This is a genomic window from Paenarthrobacter sp. GQ52, from assembly GCF_059759005.1.
The window spans coordinates 222,574-241,108 of record NZ_JCAXEJ010000006.1; the positions used below are offsets into that span (position 1 = coordinate 222,574).

At 61.0% G+C, this 18,535-nt stretch carries 19 protein-coding genes; 5 read left to right on the top strand and 14 right to left on the bottom strand.

From position 1 onward, the window contains the following. Positions 1-3: 3 nt before the first annotated feature. The gene (locus tag AC6CH8_RS10960; protein ID WP_091464282.1) at positions 4-879 is read right to left on the bottom strand and encodes a glycosyltransferase family 2 protein; all 876 of its coding nucleotides are present in this window, start codon (positions 877-879) and stop codon (positions 4-6) included. A 143-nt stretch (positions 880-1,022) separates the two neighbouring features. Next, positions 1,023-1,997 carry a hypothetical protein gene (locus AC6CH8_RS10965; RefSeq protein WP_498190487.1) on the bottom strand — a complete coding sequence of 325 codons (975 nt, stop codon included), beginning with the start codon at positions 1,995-1,997 and terminating at the stop codon, positions 1,023-1,025. Between the two features lie 154 nt (positions 1,998-2,151). Between AC6CH8_RS10965 and AC6CH8_RS10970 the strand changes: the two genes are divergently transcribed. Continuing rightward, complete coding sequence (locus AC6CH8_RS10970; protein WP_017199760.1) at positions 2,152-2,694, top strand: peptidylprolyl isomerase; 543 nt, start codon at positions 2,152-2,154, stop codon at positions 2,692-2,694. Positions 2,695-2,715: 21 nt separating this feature from the next. Further along, positions 2,716-3,570, top strand: a complete 855-nt coding sequence (locus tag AC6CH8_RS10975) for a rhomboid family intramembrane serine protease (RefSeq protein WP_091464287.1) — start codon at positions 2,716-2,718, stop codon at positions 3,568-3,570. 15 nt (positions 3,571-3,585) lie between these two features. Here the strand turns inward: AC6CH8_RS10975 and AC6CH8_RS10980 are convergent, their stop codons facing one another. The 7 genes from AC6CH8_RS10980 to AC6CH8_RS11010 all read right to left on the bottom strand — a co-directional run bounded on the left by AC6CH8_RS10980 (position 3,586) and on the right by AC6CH8_RS11010 (position 8,311). After that, positions 3,586-4,197: a GyrI-like domain-containing protein gene (locus AC6CH8_RS10980; RefSeq protein WP_498190489.1), complete on the bottom strand. Its 612-nt coding sequence runs from the start codon at positions 4,195-4,197 to the stop codon at positions 3,586-3,588. 732 nt (positions 4,198-4,929) lie between these two features. Further along, positions 4,930-5,529 carry a DNA-3-methyladenine glycosylase I gene (locus AC6CH8_RS10985; protein WP_498190491.1) on the bottom strand — a complete coding sequence of 200 codons (600 nt, stop codon included), beginning with the start codon at positions 5,527-5,529 and terminating at the stop codon, positions 4,930-4,932. A 103-nt stretch (positions 5,530-5,632) separates the two neighbouring features. After that, positions 5,633-6,349: an alpha-ketoglutarate-dependent dioxygenase AlkB family protein gene (locus AC6CH8_RS10990; RefSeq protein ID WP_498190493.1), complete on the bottom strand. Its 717-nt coding sequence runs from the start codon at positions 6,347-6,349 to the stop codon at positions 5,633-5,635. Beyond that, on the bottom strand, positions 6,346-6,975 hold the full coding sequence (locus AC6CH8_RS10995; protein ID WP_091464295.1) for a methylated-DNA--[protein]-cysteine S-methyltransferase: 630 nt from the start codon (positions 6,973-6,975) through the stop codon (positions 6,346-6,348). The genes AC6CH8_RS10990 and AC6CH8_RS10995 overlap by 4 nt, the downstream gene beginning before the upstream one ends. Beyond that, entirely contained in the window at positions 6,975-7,502 is a 528-nt protein-coding gene (locus AC6CH8_RS11000; protein WP_091464299.1) for an RNA polymerase sigma factor, read from the bottom strand. Before AC6CH8_RS11000 ends, AC6CH8_RS10995 begins: the two co-directional genes overlap by 1 nt. Then, the gene (locus AC6CH8_RS11005) at positions 7,502-8,011 is read right to left on the bottom strand and encodes a methylated-DNA--[protein]-cysteine S-methyltransferase (protein WP_498190495.1); all 510 of its coding nucleotides are present in this window, start codon (positions 8,009-8,011) and stop codon (positions 7,502-7,504) included. The genes AC6CH8_RS11000 and AC6CH8_RS11005 overlap by 1 nt, the downstream gene beginning before the upstream one ends. Before the next feature lie 45 nt (positions 8,012-8,056). After that, complete coding sequence (locus AC6CH8_RS11010) at positions 8,057-8,311, bottom strand: cell division protein CrgA (RefSeq protein WP_017199768.1); 255 nt, start codon at positions 8,309-8,311, stop codon at positions 8,057-8,059. Positions 8,312-8,466: 155 nt separating this feature from the next. Between AC6CH8_RS11010 and AC6CH8_RS11015 the strand changes: the two genes are divergently transcribed. From AC6CH8_RS11015 to AC6CH8_RS11025, 3 genes are read left to right on the top strand one after another with little or no spacing between them, the layout of a single operon-like run. Further along, positions 8,467-9,294, top strand: a complete 828-nt coding sequence (locus AC6CH8_RS11015) for a class E sortase (RefSeq protein WP_420179545.1) — start codon at positions 8,467-8,469, stop codon at positions 9,292-9,294. A 3-nt stretch (positions 9,295-9,297) separates the two neighbouring features. After that, positions 9,298-9,468 carry a hypothetical protein gene (locus AC6CH8_RS11020; protein ID WP_178994679.1) on the top strand — a complete coding sequence of 57 codons (171 nt, stop codon included), beginning with the start codon at positions 9,298-9,300 and terminating at the stop codon, positions 9,466-9,468. Further along, complete coding sequence (locus tag AC6CH8_RS11025; protein ID WP_054808446.1) at positions 9,465-10,106, top strand: aminodeoxychorismate/anthranilate synthase component II; 642 nt, start codon at positions 9,465-9,467, stop codon at positions 10,104-10,106. Before AC6CH8_RS11020 ends, AC6CH8_RS11025 begins: the two co-directional genes overlap by 4 nt. 98 nt (positions 10,107-10,204) lie before the next feature. On the opposite strand, the gene pknB is transcribed toward AC6CH8_RS11025, so the two are convergent. Genes pknB through AC6CH8_RS11050 form a run of 5 tightly spaced genes read right to left on the bottom strand, consistent with a single transcriptional unit; the run spans position 10,205 to position 18,535 of the window. Beyond that, complete coding sequence (gene pknB, locus AC6CH8_RS11030) at positions 10,205-12,112, bottom strand: Stk1 family PASTA domain-containing Ser/Thr kinase (protein ID WP_498190498.1); 1,908 nt, start codon at positions 12,110-12,112, stop codon at positions 10,205-10,207. A 9-nt stretch (positions 12,113-12,121) separates the two neighbouring features. Beyond that, entirely contained in the window at positions 12,122-13,963 is a 1,842-nt protein-coding gene (locus tag AC6CH8_RS11035) for a protein kinase domain-containing protein (RefSeq protein WP_498190500.1), read from the bottom strand. Then, positions 13,960-15,417 (bottom strand): penicillin-binding transpeptidase domain-containing protein, encoded by a 1,458-nt coding sequence (locus AC6CH8_RS11040; protein ID WP_498190502.1) that lies wholly within the window; start codon positions 15,415-15,417, stop codon positions 13,960-13,962. The genes AC6CH8_RS11035 and AC6CH8_RS11040 overlap by 4 nt, the downstream gene beginning before the upstream one ends. Beyond that, complete coding sequence (locus tag AC6CH8_RS11045; protein WP_178994682.1) at positions 15,414-16,844, bottom strand: FtsW/RodA/SpoVE family cell cycle protein; 1,431 nt, start codon at positions 16,842-16,844, stop codon at positions 15,414-15,416. The genes AC6CH8_RS11040 and AC6CH8_RS11045 overlap by 4 nt, the downstream gene beginning before the upstream one ends. Next, on the bottom strand, positions 16,841-18,535 hold the full coding sequence (locus AC6CH8_RS11050) for a PP2C family protein-serine/threonine phosphatase (protein WP_498190504.1): 1,695 nt from the start codon (positions 18,533-18,535) through the stop codon (positions 16,841-16,843). Before AC6CH8_RS11050 ends, AC6CH8_RS11045 begins: the two co-directional genes overlap by 4 nt.

Sequence of the window (18,535 nt, forward strand, 5' to 3'; positions counted from 1 at the left end):
CGTTTAAGCACCGCCGCGTCGGGCCCCTTGCGCGGAGTTGGCCGTGTGGATGGCACGCAGTAACTTGGCCGGGAAGTACACGGAGAAGAACACCACCATAGGCGCCTTCAGAGCCATCTTCTTGACGTTGTGGGCCTTGTACGTCCGATCAAAACGCTGGACGTAGTAGCGGTAGTCCCGCGGCGAGTCCTCAAGCCGCCGGGCAGACATGCCGGACACCATCTGCGGAAGGTACTGCACTTTGAGGTCGTGCTCGAACAAGTGCAGCGAAAGATCGATGTCCTCGTGCATCTCGTCCTTGGGGTCCAGACAGGCCTCATCACGGATGGTTTCCCATGCGGTGCGGCGTAGTGCCATGTTGGAGCCAAAGAGGAAGTGGTATTGGTGCTTGGCCAAGCGGAGCATTAGCTGCCGCATCTTGTCGTCCGCTTTTAGCCCGAACCGGCGCATGGGCATGTCGTAGTAGACCACCGGACCTGTGGCTGCCGCGACGGACGGGTCAATGAAAGCCTTCTGGACCTGTTCCACCCAGTCCGGTTCAAGAACGGAGTCAGCGTCGATGCGGCCCACCACGTCACCTGTGGCGTTGTTCAGGCCATGGTTACGTGTCGGGATCAAGCCTTGGGTGTCTCCCTGCCGCAGGAGGATGATGGGGCTCTCGGGATATTCCTGCTGCATCTGGCGCACGATCCTGGCCGTGCGATCCGTGGAGAGGTTATCCACCACGATGATCTCTTCGGCTGGAACTGACTGGTAGATGGCCGCGATGAGGCACTGGCGAATGACGCTTTCCTCGTTATACGCCGGGATGACGATGGACACTCCCGGGGGTTCCGGGACATCCTGGAGGGCACCCGCAAGGGGTCTATCGGCTGACATCACCTCAAATCTAACACCCGGGGCGGTAGGTCCGATGGAGGCTTTGGTTACGAGCCGGCAAACACTGAAGGGACCCAGGCAACTGCCCGGATCCCTTCAGATGATTGACTTGCAAGCCCCTGTGTGAGGCTGTAGGTCAGGTCTTAGTTTTGTGCATCTTTGGCGTCGGAGTCCTTGCCATCAGTGTCCTTATGGAGGCTGGCCGCAATGTTCTTGACGGCAGTCTTGGCATCGGTTGCCACCTTGTCGGTGGAATCCTCAACGTTCTTGAAAGCGTCCTTGGTTGCCTGCTCTACTTCAGCTTGGGCTTCCTCCGGCGTGATGTCCGAAGCCTTGGGCTCAGTAACTGTGGCTGTGACCGACGCAGAGGCATCGGCCGGGGCCGGAGTGGTGCTCGTTGCAGGAACAGGAGCGGGCGTGGGTGTGACCGGTGAAGGCGTCTTCCACGGATCCTCAACCGGCTTGGAAGCCTTCCAAGCAGCAACGCCTGCGGCCGCCGCGGCAGCAATGACCGTGACGATCAACCATCCGCGCTTCTTGGGCTTGGGCTGTTCCTTGGCTAGCGCGGTGGAAACCGCCTTGCTGGCCTGGTCAGTAACTGCCTTGATCTGCTTGCCGGTCGCCTGAGCCTGCTCCTGGACGCTGTGGACAACACCGGAATCAACCAGCTTCTGCGCCACAGCGTCAACCTGTGCGGGAGCGTTCTCGAGAACGTGATGGACAGCTACGGAAGCTTGGCCCAACTGCTCCGAGAGCTTGGGCAAATATTCCACCACCACTTTGTCCCTGGCATGACCAAGAGCAGGGGTGGCCTTGTTGAGCGTCTCCTGAATCCTGGGTGTCGCATCTTCAACTACGTCATGGATCTTCGGCGCGAGGTGCGCCAACCCGTCCTGGATCCGCGGCGTAACAACTGCAACGCCGTCGGCGAGGTTGTGCGCAGCGGACTTCAGCCCCTCTTGGATCTTGGGGGAAGCGGTGTCAATGCCGTGCTGGATACGCGGAACAGCCCAATTGACGGCTGCTTCCACACGCGGTGCAGCCCAGTCGCGGGCGTTATCCACACCGGCCGTGACTGATTGTTCGAGTTCGCGGGCAATACGGTCTGATTTCTTCACAACTACCTCCCGATACACATGCTCGTTTGTTGCTAGCCTACGTCGCTTGTGGAACACCGGCTATTCATCTGTTCGAGTTCGTCCCGGATTTCACCGAGCGCGGAACCGGCTTTACAGCCCGACGGCCGTTGACCCTGCATGGAAGAATGTTCCCATGACCATCGCAACCGCAAAAGCAACGATCCACACGAGCCTCGGCGACATCAAGGTTGACCTCTTCGGCAACCACGCCCCCAAGACGGTCGCCAACTTCGTTGGCCTGGCCACGGGCGAAAAGTCCTGGAACCACCCGGAAACCGGCGAAGACAAGACCGGTACGCCCCTTTACAACGGCACCATTTTCCACCGGATCATCAAGGACTTCATGATTCAGGCCGGCGATCCCCTTGGACGCGGCGTGGGTGGCCCGGGCTACCAGTTCGATGACGAAATCCACCCTGAACTGACCTTCAACGCTCCGTACAAGCTTGCTATGGCCAACGCAGGCATTCAGATGGGCAAGGGCACCAACGGGTCACAGTTCTTCATCACCACCGTGAACACCGACTGGCTGTTCGGCAAGCACAGCATCTTCGGCGAAGTCTCGGATGAGGAATCCCGCAAGGTTGTGGATGCAATCGAGTCCGTCCGCACCGGCATGGGTGACCGACCGGTTGAGGACGTTGTCATCAACAGCATCGACATCGAACAGCTCTAGTCGCACGCTGAACCAGAGCCCATGAGTTACGGAATTCCGTCGGCAGAGCCGTCCGCTGATATTCCGGTGTGCCCCAGGCACCCGGACAGGCCCTCCTATGTGCGGTGCCAGCGCTGCGGGCGCCCTGCGTGCCCAGAGTGCCAGCGGGCGGCCGCCGTCGGATTCCAATGCGTTGACTGCGTCAACGAACAAAAACGTACGACGCCGACATACCGCTCCCCGTATGGCGGAGCCTTGGCAGTGGGCCGGCCTTTGGTGACATACGTGATCATTGGCCTGTGCGCCCTGGTTTATGTCCTTCAGTGGATGGTGCCCGGCGACGCGGTCTTCGAAAACTTCGCGTTCGCCAACATCTTTGCAGTCAGTGAGCCCTGGCGCATGGTCACGGCAGCGTTCCTGCATTCCCAAGGCTTCCTGCTTCATATAGTCCTGAATATGTACACGCTGTGGATCTTCGGACAAGCCCTTGAGCCTTTGCTCGGGCGGATCCGGTTCCTGGCTGTCTACTTGATTTCCGCAATTGGTGGCTCAGTGGGCTTCCTGTTGCTGACCCCGGACAGGCCCCTTGTGGGGGTCGTTGGTGCTTCCGGGGCCATCTTCGGCCTGTTCGGTGCCATGCTTGTTGTGCAGCGCCATCGAGGTGGAGAGACCAAGCAACTGTGGGTCTTGATCGCCATTAATGGCGCCATCGGCTTCTTCGTGCCCAGCATCGCCTGGCAAGCACACCTGGGCGGCCTGATTACGGGTGGCTTGGCTGCTGCGGCCATTGCCTACGCCCCTCGTGGCAAGAACCAGGCGCTGCTGCAGACCGGCGGGCTGGTTCTGGTGGCAGGTCTCTTGGCCGTGGCCACTTGGTTCCGCGTCACCGCTGGCTAGCGAGCCACTTTTCCGTCATTCTTTGACCGGCTGTCGCAGGATGGTCCTAAGTTTCTCCGGTGCGGTCCGGCGAGGATCGCCGAGGTAGATTTCATGGTGCCTGCCGATCATAGTCAGCGATTTCTCGGGTATGAATTTGTTGTGCATCTCCTCCAGCACTGGTCCTTCATCGTCATAAGGGCCTATGTGAAGCGTTTGCACGCTCAATCCTTCATGGACCGGCTCCAGACGAAGCGCGTTCAGAAGCGGTGCCCCACCCTTCTTGGCGACCATCTCCAGCGCCATGTCCAGGTGCTCCTGGGTGATCCAGTCGGGGACCATGTTCATCAGCGTCCAGTCCCAGCGTGACTTATCCCTGGCACTGGTGAATGACTCCATGTCATCCGACCACCACAGAGCCTCGAGTGGCATCACCGTGTAGTCCCGACCGAGTTCACTCTTGCTGAAGAACTTGAGCTTGTAGGCAACGGGATACAACGTAGCCAGACTGTCCCTATAAGACTGTGCCGTGTTGGGGTCCCCGTGACCGTCGATCATCAAAAACTGCAATGTGGGCACTGTGACCACCGAGAACTGGCCGTGCTTGGCCGTGTAGCTGGGGATCTGCTTCTTGAAGTCGCTCTTCATAGCTTCACGGTACTCCCAGCGGTTATCCACAGCTGTTATCCACACTGTGCGTAACTTACATGAGTGTAGTTACCCCCTTTAATCGTCCGCACGCTCGCCAGAGCGGTAGATATCCCCCGAAAGGCATGCATTTCTCCACACCTGTGGATAACTTTGTCCCCGTTGGGTGAAAATATGTGGACAAACTGGGCATTTCCGTGACGGCTGTGGATAAACCTGTTAATGAGCGTGCGGGGAGGCAAATATCAACAGGCTTATCAACAGTGTTAATAACTTACACGGCTGTAGTTCAGCCTGCAGAAAGGGCTCTAAAGCCCGGCAGACCAGCGATCTAAGAGTGGATACCCACTCCTTATCCCCATCTGTGGATAACTTGTGGGTAGGGGGCTGTTGTTAAGTGGGTAAGTGATTCAACGTCTACGCTCGGACTGTGGAGCTCCCGACCCGGGTGGGGCAGGTTCAACGCTCGCTCAAACTATCCGAGGCAAATCGGGCAATCCCTGAACGTTGAACTCTGGGTGAAGATTGGGGCACTATCCACAGTGTCGTGCACAGTGGGTAAAAGTATGACCGATCAGACTTTTGGCCCGGATTGGCGGGTTGGCGCTGATTTATCCCTTAGGTGCGTGGATGTCCACAGAAGTTATCCACGCCTGTGGATAAAGTTTCGCACTTCTGTGGACAAGAGCTGTGGACTAGCTAAAGACGTTCACCTCGGAGGCAGGCGGAGGCTCAGGGCCAAACTCCTGAGGTGCCGCGACGGTGGCTATCCACCAAATGAGTGTCGATGATGCCCACGGCTTCCATGAGCGCATACATGGTGGTTGGGCCCACGAAAGCGAAGCCCTTCGTTCTGAGTGCCTTGGATAACGCGATCGATTCAGGGGATGTGGTGGGGATGTCCGCCATGGAGCTGGGAGCCGGCGTACTCTCGGGTTGGAACGACCACACGAATTCGACCAGGCCCCCCTCTTCGCGCAAGGCGATGGTGGCCTTGGCGTTGGTGATCGCGGCATTGATCTTTAGCCTGTTGCGCACAATCCCGGCGTCTAGCATGAGGCGCTCCACGTCAGCCTCAGTGAAGGCGGCGACACTCTCCGGATGGAAGTGCAGGAAGGCCTTCCTGAAAGCGTCCCGTTTCCGAAGAATGGTGGCCCAGGAGAGACCGGCTTGGAAGGCTTCGAGGCTGATGCGCTCATACATGCCCTGCTCATCGCGGACGGGCATTCCCCACTCGTGGTCGTAGTACGCCTGCATGAGGGGATCCGAGGAGGCCCATAGAGGGCGCGCCAGCCCATCCTGACCAACGATGGTGCCGTTATCCGGGCTCATGCATGCTCCTCTGCAGCCGCACCGCCAATGCGGTGGGACGGTAATTCAGCTTCAGGGCTAGTGTGCCCGGTGCCTCTGACATTCTTGTGATGGCTCCGCGGCATCAGGACAAGCCCGTAACTCGCATGGTGATGTTGATCCGTCCTTGTGAGAGGCCACAACCATCCGGTGCCGTTCCTGGGAGGACTTTGGGAATGCCGTGATACGCGAAACGTGATGGTCCTCCAAAGACGAAGAGGTCTCCGGAGCGAAGTTCAACATCCGTATATGGCTTGGTCCGTGTCTGAGTGTTGCCAAAGCGAAAGAGGCAGGTCTCCCCGATGCTGAGCGAAACCACGGGTTCGTTGGAGCGCTCGTCCTTGTCCTGGTGCATGCCCATGGCAGCACCGTCGTCGTAAAAATTCACCAGCGCGGCATCGGGTCTGTAATCCTTGGCCAGCTTGATCAGGGCTTCATCATCTTCAACCCCGGAGGCGTAGGCCGCTTCCACTGCCTGCCGCCCCAAGCGCACCATCCAGTCCGGAAAATCGAGCACGGGGCGGCCGTTGACGTCCGTGGCTTCCCTTGTGTACCGGTAAGGCTGCCAGTGCCAACCAAGGCATACAGTCCTTACCGACATCTGGTGTCCGCCAGGGAGGGTGGCGGCACGCAGGGGAACCGGTCCTTGCGTCCACTCACCAAAGCGCGCAACGATCCACCGTTGTTGTTCAAGCGTGAGCCAACCAGGCACATGGACGGCGCCGGGTGCGACGAGGCGCGGACCGGCGTCGTGCCCTTCCGGCTGCAGAAGTTCCAGCGGAAACAGGGCGTCGTCACTCATGCCGCTGCCTCAAGGCGGAGCAGTGCGCGTTTGGCCTCGCTTCCACCAAGGTAGCCGCCGAAACTGCCATCAGACTTCACTACCCGGTGGCACGGCACAATGAGGGGCAAAGGGTTGGTGGCGCAAGCGGTTCCGACCGCCCGGACCGCGTTGGGGCTGCCAGCTGCCTGGGCCACCTGGGCATAGCTGGCTGTGCTGCCGTAAGGGATCCGAGGCAGGTGGCGCAGGACGTTGAGGCGGAAACCCCGGCACAAACGGAAATCCAGCGTGAGATCGAACTCCGTCCTGGTGCCTTTGAAATACTCGTCGAGTTCCCGGGCGGCGTCGTCCAATCGGGCTGGTGCCTGAAGGATCCGCGGGCTCACAGTGTTGGCCAGGAGCTGCAGGACGGAGTCGTGGTCTTCAAGCTCGAACGCGACGCGGACGATTCCCCGATCTGTCGCGGCCAAGAGGAGCTTCCCCACAGGAGAGTCCACAACCCTGTAGGCGATGTCCAGGGTGTGGGTGAGTTGAGCATCCCGGGCCAACCGGGCGTGGAGGCTGGCGATGGCTGGTTCGAGTCCTGCATCCAGGGGGTGCAGGAGCGAAACGACTTCGGCGTGATCGGGGCTGAGTTCGAGGGTCATCAGATATCGCCTTTCGAAGATGTGTGAGCCAGCGACTGATGTGCCGCAAGAGCGGAGCGGAGTGATTTAACACCGTCAGCCCCGGCACGGCGGGCAGCCTCGGCGGTGCCCCCCAACAGGGCAGCAACATCGTTATAGGGAAGGCCGGCAAGGTAGTGATAAGCGACGGCCTGTCGTTGCTTCGGCGGAAGGCTCGATATTGCGTCGAGCAATTCCTCATGCCCGTCACCGGGAATGCCGAGGCTGGAATGTTGTTCGGGTGGGTGGTCCACCGGAAGGGCGCGGCGGGTACCGGCACGCACATGGTCGATGCACTTGCGATGGGCGATGGTGACCAGCCAGGCTTCAACGTTCGCCCCTGCGGGGAGGGTGGGGTAGGCCTGCAGGGCGGCTAGAAATGTGTCTGACCACGCGTCATCGGCGTCATGCACACCGAGAACTGCACGGCACACCCGAAGCACAGTGGCACCTTGTTCCCGGACCACTGCTTCGAACGGCTTCTTGTTGCCCATTTGCCCTGGCTTCATTAGAAAAGCTTGCCCTCCCGCACTTCTGCCGGCTCTTCCAATTCCAAGAGGAAGCGCTTGTTGCGAAGGCCACCCGCGTAGCCGGTGAGTTGTCCGTTGCGTCCCACCACCCGATGACAAGGAATGATGATGCTTATGGGGTTGCGTCCAACGGCGGACCCAACAGCTTGGGCAAGATGAGGATCCCCCAACTCCGACGCCAACTCCCCGTAACTGACGGTTTCGCCGAAGGGAATATGTTTAAGTCGATCCCAGACCTTCTCCTGGAAGGGGTTGCCCGAGGCTTCGAATGGGACGTCGAAAACTGTCCGATGACCGTTCAAATACTCGGCGAGCTCGGTTTGGGCCCGCGCGAAAACCGGGTCCTCGATTCCTGCGGGATCTCCGAAGTAGTCCGGCGGGGGCATATGCCAGTGACCCTCGTAAAAGATGCCCGTCAAAAATTCCCCGCGGGCAGTCAGGGTTAACTGCCCCAACGGGGAATCCAAGGTGGTGTGCCGGCTGTTCATATCCTGTAGACGTTCACGGGCACGGAAATGTGAGGTGCTGAATTCCTAGGAGCGCCAGCGAGTGGTCATAAGGAAGCCGATGATGGCGATCCCGAAGCCTGCCACGATGTTCCACGAGGCCCACTCGCGGATTGGGAGCTGGCCCTCAGTGATATAGAACGTGATGATCCAGATAAGGCCGAGAATCATCAGGCCGAACATAACAGCCTTGTACCAGACCGGGTTCGGTTTGTACTGCTGCGCTGCGGAAGTCTGCTGGGCCTGACGGGCAGGCCGCTTGCGGGGCTTGGACTCGGGCACGGATCCTCCTGGCTGTTCGGTTAATCCCCGTTCCGCCAGCCTTGATATCCTGCAGGAAGGAAATTTCCAGCGGTTAACGGCCACACGGCGTTCCGGGTTGGTTCTAGCTGTCAAGTCTAGCCGCAACCTGGGTCCGCCCGTGCCGCCCGCGCCCTATGCAAGGAGACCCTGTGGCGCATCAGCAGCAGACGGCGGCTTCCGCCATGCCGTCCGCCCGCCAAGGACAGGAACTGCGCCCGCGGAAGCGTCTCCGGGCATCGGACGTCATCCGAAAAATCAGCCAGATCCTGGGCGAACTCCTCATCACTGCAGGCATTGTTCTTCTGCTCTTTGTGGGTTGGGAACTGTGGTGGACCAACGTTCAAGCGGACGCAAAGCAAACTGAGGCGGTCAAGAGTTTCGCACAGGAGTTCTCCGGCCCCGTAACTCCGGCAGCACCTGCCGCACCTGTGGATTATGGACCGCCTGTGGTCGCGCCGGCACCTGCCTACGCCGGAATGATCGGGATTATGTACATCCCCCGCTTCGGCCCCGACTACACTCGCCCCATCATTGAGGGCACCGGTTCGGACGTCCTGGACACCCTGGGACTTGGACACTACGGAAGCACCTCCATGCCAGGCGCGCCCGGGAACTTCGCTGTGGCCGGACACCGTCAAACCCACGGTGCCGTACTGGACAACATCCACACCCTGGTTCCCGGCGACAAGATCTACATCCAGACCGCAGACGGCTACTACACCTACGTCTTCCGTAACAACCAGATCGTCCTCCCGGACCGGACGGACGTTTTGATGCCCGTTCCCACCGAACCGGGTGTCCAGCCCACGGAAAGTATCCTCACCATGACGAGTTGCAACCCGCGCTTTGGGGCACAGGAACGCATCATTGCTTACTCCATGCTGGATGATTGGCAACCCGCCTCAGCCGGACCGCCGTCGGAAATCGCCGCCCAAGTAGCCCGGGCTCACGGAAAGGGGTAACGGATGTACGCGTGGATCTTTCGTCATTTGCCTGGCCCCCTGTGGGTGCGGATCCTGACATCCTTGGTGCTGGTGGGCGTAGCCCTGGTACTGATGGTCGAATTCCTCTTCCCGTGGTTCTCCCAATTCACCACATTGACCGACTCAACGATTGGTTTAGTGCAGCAGCCATGAGCACAACAAAAATCCTTGTAGTGGATAACTACGACAGCTTCGTCTACACACTGGTGGGATACCTCCAAGAACTCGGTGCCGAGACAACGGTGGTCCGCAACGACGACGTGACACTTGCCGAGGCCACCGAGCTCGCAGCAAGCCGCGACGGTGTGCTGGTCTCCCCTGGCCCGGGAACCCCTGCAGAAGCGGGCGTCTGCATTGAGCTCATCAAATGGTGTGGCGAGGCCGCCAAGCCCATGTTCGGTGTTTGCCTGGGACACCAGGCCCTCGCCGAGGCCTATGGCGGTGTGGTGACTCACGCGCCGGAGCTTATGCACGGCAAGACTTCGCCCGTCCGGCACGAAGGGAAGAGCGTTTTTGCCGGCCTGCCCTCGCCAGTGACAGCGACGCGCTACCACTCACTCGCAGCAGTACGGGACTCCATCCCCGACGTCTTGGAAATCACCGCCGAGACCACCAACGGAGTGGTGATGGGCCTGCAGCACAAGACCGCGCCCCTATGCGGCGTCCAGTTCCACCCGGAATCGGTGCTCACCGAAGGCGGGTATCAGATGCTGGGCAACTGGTTGGAGTCCCTGGGCATGACCGGAGCAGCCGCACGTGCATCGAAGCTGAGCCCGCTGATCAAGCAGTAGGTGTGGCAGGGCTGTCGCCGCTGACACCCTCCGCGGGCTGGCTCGTTCCTCGCTTAGACGCCCGCTTCCGGGTGCCAGCGGCGACAGCCGAAGCCCCCCTATTTCTTGGTTGCCGTGGGCTTCGGCGTCGGGGTCGGTTTTTCGGTCTCTGTTGGCGTCGGGGTGGGTGTGGGCGGTGGTGCCGGGGCCTTGGCCACCGTGACAGTTACCACCTTGCCCTGGGCCACCTCAGTGTTGAACGCGTCGCTCTGAGCTGTGACTGTTCCCGCCGCAACTTGAGAGTTCTCTTGCTCCACCACTGCCATGGTGAGTCCGTTGGCTTTGAGCGCCGCTTCGGCTTCAGCCAAGGGCAACGCGATCAACTGGGGCATGAGGACCTTGCCCGTTGAAACCTGCAGCTCCACCTTGGAATCCACGGCTATGGCGCCACCAGGGGCGGGAGCCGTGCTGATCACAACGCCTGCGGGGACCGTGGGGCTGTGGGTCAAAGCGGTCACCACTTCACCGGTGATGCCAAGCCTGCGCAAAGCTTCCCGTGCGTCGGGTTCAGTGCGCCCCACGATGTCCGCCGGGATGGTCACTGAGCTGGGACCGCTGGAAATTTTGAGGATGACTTCAGCATCCTGTTCCAACATTGCGCCGGCAATCGGCGTCGTTCCGATGGTCATGTCCTTGGCCACGGTGTCGCTGGGCTCACGCACGGACTTGGGTTTCAGTTTGGCCGTGAACAGTTCCTGAATTGCTTGGCTTTCCGACATGTTGGTCACTACCGGTACGGCTATTCTCGCCGGGGGCGGCGGTTGCATGTTCATGAGGCTGTAGAGCCAGAAGCCACCCCCTGCCAGCACCAGAATGGTGAAAATCACCAAGGTGGCAACCCAGGCACGACGACGGGACTTCTGGCGCGCCGGCAGCTCACGTTCGGGTGGGAGGCCCAAGGGAAGAGGCTCTTCCTGGGGCTGATCAACTGGCTCGTCCTTGAACTGCCCGGCATCGAGGAAGCCCACGGCCGTGGTGCTCAAAAGCTCTGTTGCCGGGTCTTCGGGTTCCACGAGGTCGTTGGGGTCGGTAGGGGCCTCGCTGGCCGCCACTGCCGGCACGGGAATGCCGTTGCTGGCCGCGCGCAGCGCACGGCGGAAGGCGGCAGCGTCCTGGAAGCGATCTGTCCGGCTCTTCTGCAATGCCTTTACCAGGACTGAGTCCAGGGCTTCGGTGACTTCCGGGTTGTGGGCACTGGGCAGGTCCGGGGTCTCGCGGACGTGCTGGTAGGCAACTGATACGGGGCTGTCGCCGATGAACGGAGGCCGGCTTGTCAGCAGTTCGAAAAGAAGACAACCGGCCGAGTAGAGGTCACTGCGCGCATCCACCGTTTCACCACGGGCCTGCTCCGGCGAAAGGTATTGCGCTGTGCCCACCACGGCTTGTGTTTGCGTCATGGTGGCGGCGGAATCGGCCATGGCACGCGCGATGCCGAAGTCCATGACCTTCACCTCGCCGGTGTCGGCACACACCATCACATTGGCTGGTTTGATATCCCGGTGGACGATGCCGGCCCGGTGGCTGTACTCAAGAGCGCCAAGGACCCCCAAAGTGAAGCCGATGGAGTCCTCCACCCCAAGCTCGTTCGCCTTGATCATGTCCCGCAGGGTGCGTCCGGCCACGTACTCCATGACGATGTAAGGGACACGTACGTCCTCGCCCGGACCTCCCGGAACCGAGTATTCTCCGGTATCGAAGATGGCCACGATGGAGGGATGGTTCAACGCCGCTACAGCCTGGGCTTCGCGTTTGAAACGGGCCTGGAACTGGGGATCCCGCGCAAGGTCCGCGCGCAGCACCTTGACGGCGATGGTCCGTCCCAGCAGGGTGTCCGTTCCCCGGTAGACGTCCGCCATGCCGCCACGACCGATCAGCTCGCCAAGTTCATAGCGGGAATTGAGGATGCGCTGGGAGGACACAGGTGTGCTCTCCTCTCGATGCGCAGGACCTGGACGTGACGTTGACATGGCGTTTACTTAGTCGCTCGGGCTGCCGGAGCCGCTGGGGGTGGCACTCGACGAGCCGGGATCAACCGGAACCAGTGCCTTGGACAGGTAATAAGTGACTGTGGAGCCTGCCGGGACCTGGGTTCCAGCCGCCGGTGAGGAACGGACGAACGTTCCCGGCTGCTGCCCGATGGCACCGTTCACGGGTTCTCCGGCAACCCACAAAAGACCGGCTCCTTCGATGGCTTGGCGAATCCGCGATTCGTCAACCCCGACTCCGATAGCGGGGACAGCGACCAATTCGGGGCCCTTGGAGTAGGTGACGGTGATGGTTTCGCCAGGTTCACGAGGTCCGGTGGGATTGAGAGTCGTCACGATTCCTGCCTCGGCTGTGTCGTCGAAGACCTCCTGGCCGTTCACTCCAAAGCCCAATGCCCGAAGTTGCGCGCTGACAGTCTCGAAGGGTTGGCCAACGTACTGCTCGGGAATGATGTTGATCTTCTGGGGAACCGACTGCGTGGGCTGCGGTGCCTCTGAGGTCTCTGTGGGCCGCGGCGTAGGCGTAGCTGACGTGGAGGTAGGACTCGCGCTCCGGCTGGAGCTCGTGGTGGTTGACTCGGTGGGCGCGGGGCTCGGCGAGAAGAAACCTGACTGCGAAATCAGGAAACCAACCAAAGCAAACAGGACCAGCAGAATCAGGGCAACAAGGGGCCAGGTCCAGGGGCTGCGCTTCTTGCGCTCGGGTTCAGCATCGTCGAAGTTCTCTTCTTCGGTGTAGACCACTTCGTCGTCGTTGAGCTGACGTTCGGCCTCCAGCGCGTTTGCACGCGTCAGGGGGTTATCCGAAGACGCGGCGGCGGCTCCAAGAGCAGCCCCTGCAGCCCCGGCGCCGAGCACCGGCAGTGCGGACGTCGCCGTCGTCGACTGTTCCTTGCCGTAAGGCGAGGTAACGACGCCGGTGGGTGCCGTTGCGGTGTCCACCGGCGCAGTGATGGGTCCGGTATTGGATTCGAACAACAGCATGCCGGGCACGGCGGCGTGGGCGGTGGCGATGTCACCGTTGCGGATGGCTTCCGCGGCTTCGGCCAGCTTGATGGCGTTGGCCGGACGGTTCTTCGGATCCTTGGCCAGCATGGACATCAGCAGTGCCCGCACGGGGGTGGGCAGCGTCTCCGGAAGGGGCGGCGGTGCGTCATTCACCTGGGCCAGGGCAATGGCAATCTGGGATTCGCCGGAGAACGGACGGTGCCCGGTGAGGCACTCGTAGCCGATGACGCCGAGCGAATAAATGTCCGAAGAACCCGTGGCGGTCTGGCCGGTTGCCTGCTCAGGCGCCAGATACTGGGCGGTGCCCATGACCTGGCCGGTTTGTGTGAGCGGCACCTGGTCAGCCAACCTGGCAATGCCGAAGTCGGTGACCTTGACGCGGTTGTCGGGCGTGATCAGCAGGTTGCCCGGCTTGATGTCGCGGTGGACGAGGCCCTGTGCGTGCGCAACGGCAAGGGCACGCGCTGTCTGCGAGATGATGGAGAGCGTCATGTCCGGCGAGAGCACCTGCTCCCGTTCGAGGATGCCGCTCAGGGGGTGTCCGGGAACGAGTTCCATGACCAGGTAGGCCGAACCGGCTTCCTCGCCGTAATCGAAGACGTTGGCGATGCCCACGTGGTTGAGGAGGGCGGTGTGACGCGCCTCGGCACGGAACCGCTGAAGGAACCCGGGGTCACCCGTGTATTCCTCCTTGAGCACCTTGATGGCAACGATCCGGCCGAGGATCTGGTCCTTGGCCTTCCAGACCTCGCCCATGCCGCCAATCGCAATGCGACTGGTCAGCTGGAACCTGCCGCCGAGTGTGATTCCCGAAGTAGGCCTCACTTATTCAACACCGCCTCAAAAATCTTCTTTGCGTTCGGACTGGTTAGCTGGGCCCCGGTTTGCACGTCAACACTCTCCATGACAATGGTGACGGCTACTTGCGGGTCGTTTGCCGGGGCGAACCCGGTAAACCATGAGTTGTTCAAACCTGAATCACCGAGCTCGGCCGTGCCGGTCTTACCGGCCACCTTGACGCCGGGAACGGCTGCGCCCCGGGCGATACCGTTATCCACGGCGCTGGTCATCCACTCGGTGATCTGGGTCGCGATGGGCTGCGTAGTGCTGGTGCGGAGCGCCTCAGGCTTGGGTTCGTTGATAACGCGCAGATCGGGTGCACGGATGGCCTCAACCAGGTTGGGCTTCATCTGCACGCCGCCGTTGGCGATGGCCGCCGTCATCAGGTTGATCTGCAGCGGTGTGGCTTTCACGTCGCGTTGACCCACCGACGACTGGGCCAACTGGGCCTGGTCCAGGTCCTCCGGGAAGACGCTGGTGGCCTGCTGGAGCTTAAGCTGGTCGCCAAAGTTTTCGCCGAAGCCGAACTTCTGCGCTTGCTCCCGGATGGCATCCTGGCCGAGGTCCAGTGCGATGCTGGCAAACGGAGTATTACACGACTGCTCCAAGGCAAAGGCGAAGGAGGCTGTTTCGCGAACGTTGCAGTTACCGCCGGCGTAGTTGGGGAGGCTGGCACTGCTGCCAGGCAAGGGCAGGCTGCTGGGGTTCGGCAGCTCGCTGTCCTTGTTGTACTTGCCCGAGTTCAACGCAGCCGCGGTATCAATGAGCTTGAAGACCGATCCGGGCGAGAGCAGGTTACCCGTAGGGCCGCTGACGTTTTGGTTCAGGTTGATGCCCGGAATCTGGTTCAGCTGAGCGTAGTTGGCCTCAGCCGTGGTGCGGTCATGCGAGGCAATCAAGTTGGGGTTATATGACGGCTTGGAAACCATCGCGAGGATAGCGCCGGTCTTGGGGTTGGTGACCACAATGGAACCGCGCTGCCCCTCAGGAATGAGGTCGTAGGCCAGTTGCTGGATGGCAGGGTCCAAGGTCAGTTCCACAGATGCGCCCTTGGGCTCCTTGCCCAGGAACATCTGGCTCATGCGATCCAGGAACAACTGGTCGGAGTTTCCGGCCAGGGTTTCCCCCATGGATTGCTCCAGGCCGGTGGAACCAAAGAACTTGGAGAAGTATCCGGTGATGCCGGCGTAAAGCTCCGGCTGGTTGTACTGACGCTGGAATGCGCAGGATTCTGTTCCCGTGACTGATTCAGCTACAGGTTTTCCACCCACAATGATGGAGCCACGCTCATTGCAAAAAGACGCTAGAACGGCGCGCTGGTTCCAAGGATTGGCGTTGAGGTCATCAGCGCCAATGACCTGAACGTAGCTGATGGCGCCGAAGATCAACGCGAACATGGCGACGGCAGCCATCCAGCTGCTGCGAATAGCCTGGTTCATTGCTGCTTCACCGCCTCTGTTGGTGCGCTAGGTGTCTGGCCCGTGGCCGGTTTACGTGTTCCCGGGGTGCTACTGCTTGCCGGGGGCTTGTTGACCATGGGAGTGGTGTCCACCGGGCCGCGGGCCGTGTTGGAAATCATGAGCAGCAGGCCAACGATTATCCAGTTGGCCAGAAGCGAAGAACCACCAGCGGCAAGGAACGGAGTCGTGAGGCCGGTCAATGGGATGAGCCGGGTAACTCCACCGATGACGACGAAGCACTGCAGGGCAATCGCAAAGGACAAACCGCACGCCAGGAGCTTTCCGAACGCATCCCGGGTGCCCAAGGCTGCACGGAAGCCTCGAGTGAACAGCAACAGATAAAGCATCACCACGGCGAAGAGGCCAATGAGGCCAAGCTCCTCACCGATAAGGGCAACGATCATGTCGCTGTTGGCAAAGGGCACCAGATCGGGCCTGCCCTGGCCAAGGCCGGTGCCAACCAGTCCGCCGTCGGCCATCCCGAACAAGCCCTCTACGATTTGCCCGCTACCACCGGGAGACCTGCCGAAGACCTCAGGCGTGAACGCATTGATCCAGCTGTCGATGCGGAACGCCACGTGGGAGAAGATCTGGGAGGCAATGAAGCCGCCGCCCAGAATCAGCAGCAAGCCGATGACCACCCACGAGATCCGGCTGGTGGCCACGTAGATCATCACGATGAACAGGCCGAAGAAGAGGATGGAGGATCCGAGGTCACGCTGGAAGACGAGAACACCGATGCTCACCAGCCACGCGGTGATCATGGGGCCGAGGTCTTTGAACCGGGGGAACTGCATAGGGCCGATCTTCCGGCCAGCCAACAGAATCAGGTCCCGGTTGGAGGATAGATAGCCGGCAAAGAATATGGCGAGAGTGATCTTGGCGATTTCACCGGGCTGGAACGTCATGGGACCCACTCGGATCCACACGCGCGCACCCAGGATTTCACCGGCGGAGATTCCCGGAATCAATGGAAGGACCAGGAGGAAAGCGCTGGCCGCCAAGGAGATGTATGTAAAGCGGCGAAGGATGCGGTGGTCCTTGAGGAACCAGATCACGGCAATCGAGACCGCCATGGCAATGAGTGTCCACCGCAGCTGATTGTTGCCCGTATCGTCCGCGGGACCGTCCATACGGTGTATCAGGGCAAGCCCAAGTCCGTTGAGAGCTACAACGATCGGAAGTATTACCGGATCGGCATATTTCGCACGGAGCCGGAGAACCACGTGGAATGCAAAAGCTGCAACCGCCAGGAGGCTCGACTGGAACCAGAAGTCGCTGTCCAGCCCGACCTCCGAGTTGATGCTAACCAACGCACTTGCGCCAATGCCGACGGCAAGGGCCAGGACGATGAGAACCAGCTCGACATTGCGGCGGGGTTTGGGTGCTATCTCAGTCTGCATCATTTGGCCGCCTCACAGGGAGTCGGGACGGGTGAAGGAGTGGGGCTGGCAACGGCAGCCGTACTGGGTATGGGCACAGTGGCCGACGGGGTCGGCGTAGCGGATCCCGAAGCTGTGGCCGCGGGGGTGCTCGGGCAGTTGGCTGAAGCGCTGCCAGTGTTCCTCAGGTTCTCCACAATGCCCTGTGCGCTGTCGAGGTCACCCGCCGGAACTGTCTGGCGTACGCTCTGCTGGCCGTATTCCGGCAATGAATCCACCCTGATATCGGTAACGGCCTCAAGCCGGGAAAGCTGAATGGGTCCGAGCCTCTGAGAGATCCCGTTGAAGATAGCGACCCGCTGGTCGTATTCGCCCACGTAATAACGTGTCTGCGTCCAGGCATAGCCAAGCCACAGGCCCACCACGACGCCCAGGACCACAACGGCCGCGACAGCAGGCATGAGCCAACGCACACGGCGACGGGCCGGCTCTTCGATCTCAACACGGTCTTGTTCTGCTTTATGCGTGAGGACCGTTGCTGCCCTGCGTGCGACGGTGCGGCCGGCCACGGTGGGTATGGAGCCCGTTTCCGCAGCCGTGGCTGCAGCGCCAACAAGTTCGTGGGGGCGACTGGCCAATTCCTCGCGCAGTACTTCAGCCGACAAATGCTCACCAAGATGGGGGTCGGTGCTGGTGGGTGGCTCCGTGGACTCTTCTGACGATCCAGCGTCGTCCTCTTTGTCGTCCGGATCTCCTGCGCTGAAGGAAGATCCAGCGTCGGCATTCCGCGCGGTTTTGGCATGGGACTCGGTCTTGCTGTCCTTTTCCGCCTTGTCCGCGGCCAGGTCATCAGCTGACTTGGTAGCCGTGACTGCCTCGGGCTCGTTAACCGCGGCAAGCGCTGCTGCCGGAACGACGTCGACGGCGGCCGTGTTGACGTCGTCGTCGGTCTCCTCCGCAATCTCCAGCATCACCACGGTGACGTTGTCCGGGGCGCCGGCTTCCAGCGTCAGATCCACCAGGATCTCAGCACATTCGCGCAGGTCCTTGGTCTCGCGGACCATGCGCTCCACTACGTGGCCAGCTACGTAGTTGAGCCCGTCGGAGCACAGCAGCCAGCGTTCGCCCGGTTCGACGTCCAGGACATCCAAGTCCAGCTCAGGGCTGGCATCGACGTCGCCCAGGACGCGCATGAGGACGTTCTTGTGCGGATGCGTTTCCGCTTCCTCCGGGCGGAGGCGGCCTTCGTCAATGAGGCGCTGCACGAAGGTGTGGTCAATGCTGACCTGCTCAAACTTCTTGTTGCGCAACCGGTAGGCACGGGAATCGCCAATGTGGGCAAAGTGGAGCTTGCGTCCCTCCAAGAGCAGCGCCGTGACCGTGGTGCCCATGCCCGAGAGCTTGGGATTCTGGTGGACAAGCTCGGAGAGCAGGGAATTTGCGGTCTGGATCTCGTCAGCCAGGACGGTGTCCGCGCCCTCCGGGTAATCGTCATGATCAAGGTGGATCATGTCCAAGACCGTTGAGGCGGAAGCGACATCGCCGCCAGCGTGACCGCCCATGCCATCGGCCACCACTGCAAGATGGCGGCCCACATAAGCGGAGTCGTCATTCTTGGAACGGATCCGTCCGACGTCGGAACGCGCCGCGTAGCGCATGATGAGCGGGCGCTCCGCAGGCTTTTCCTGGCCTTTGGGGGTCTCGGAAAAGGCCAT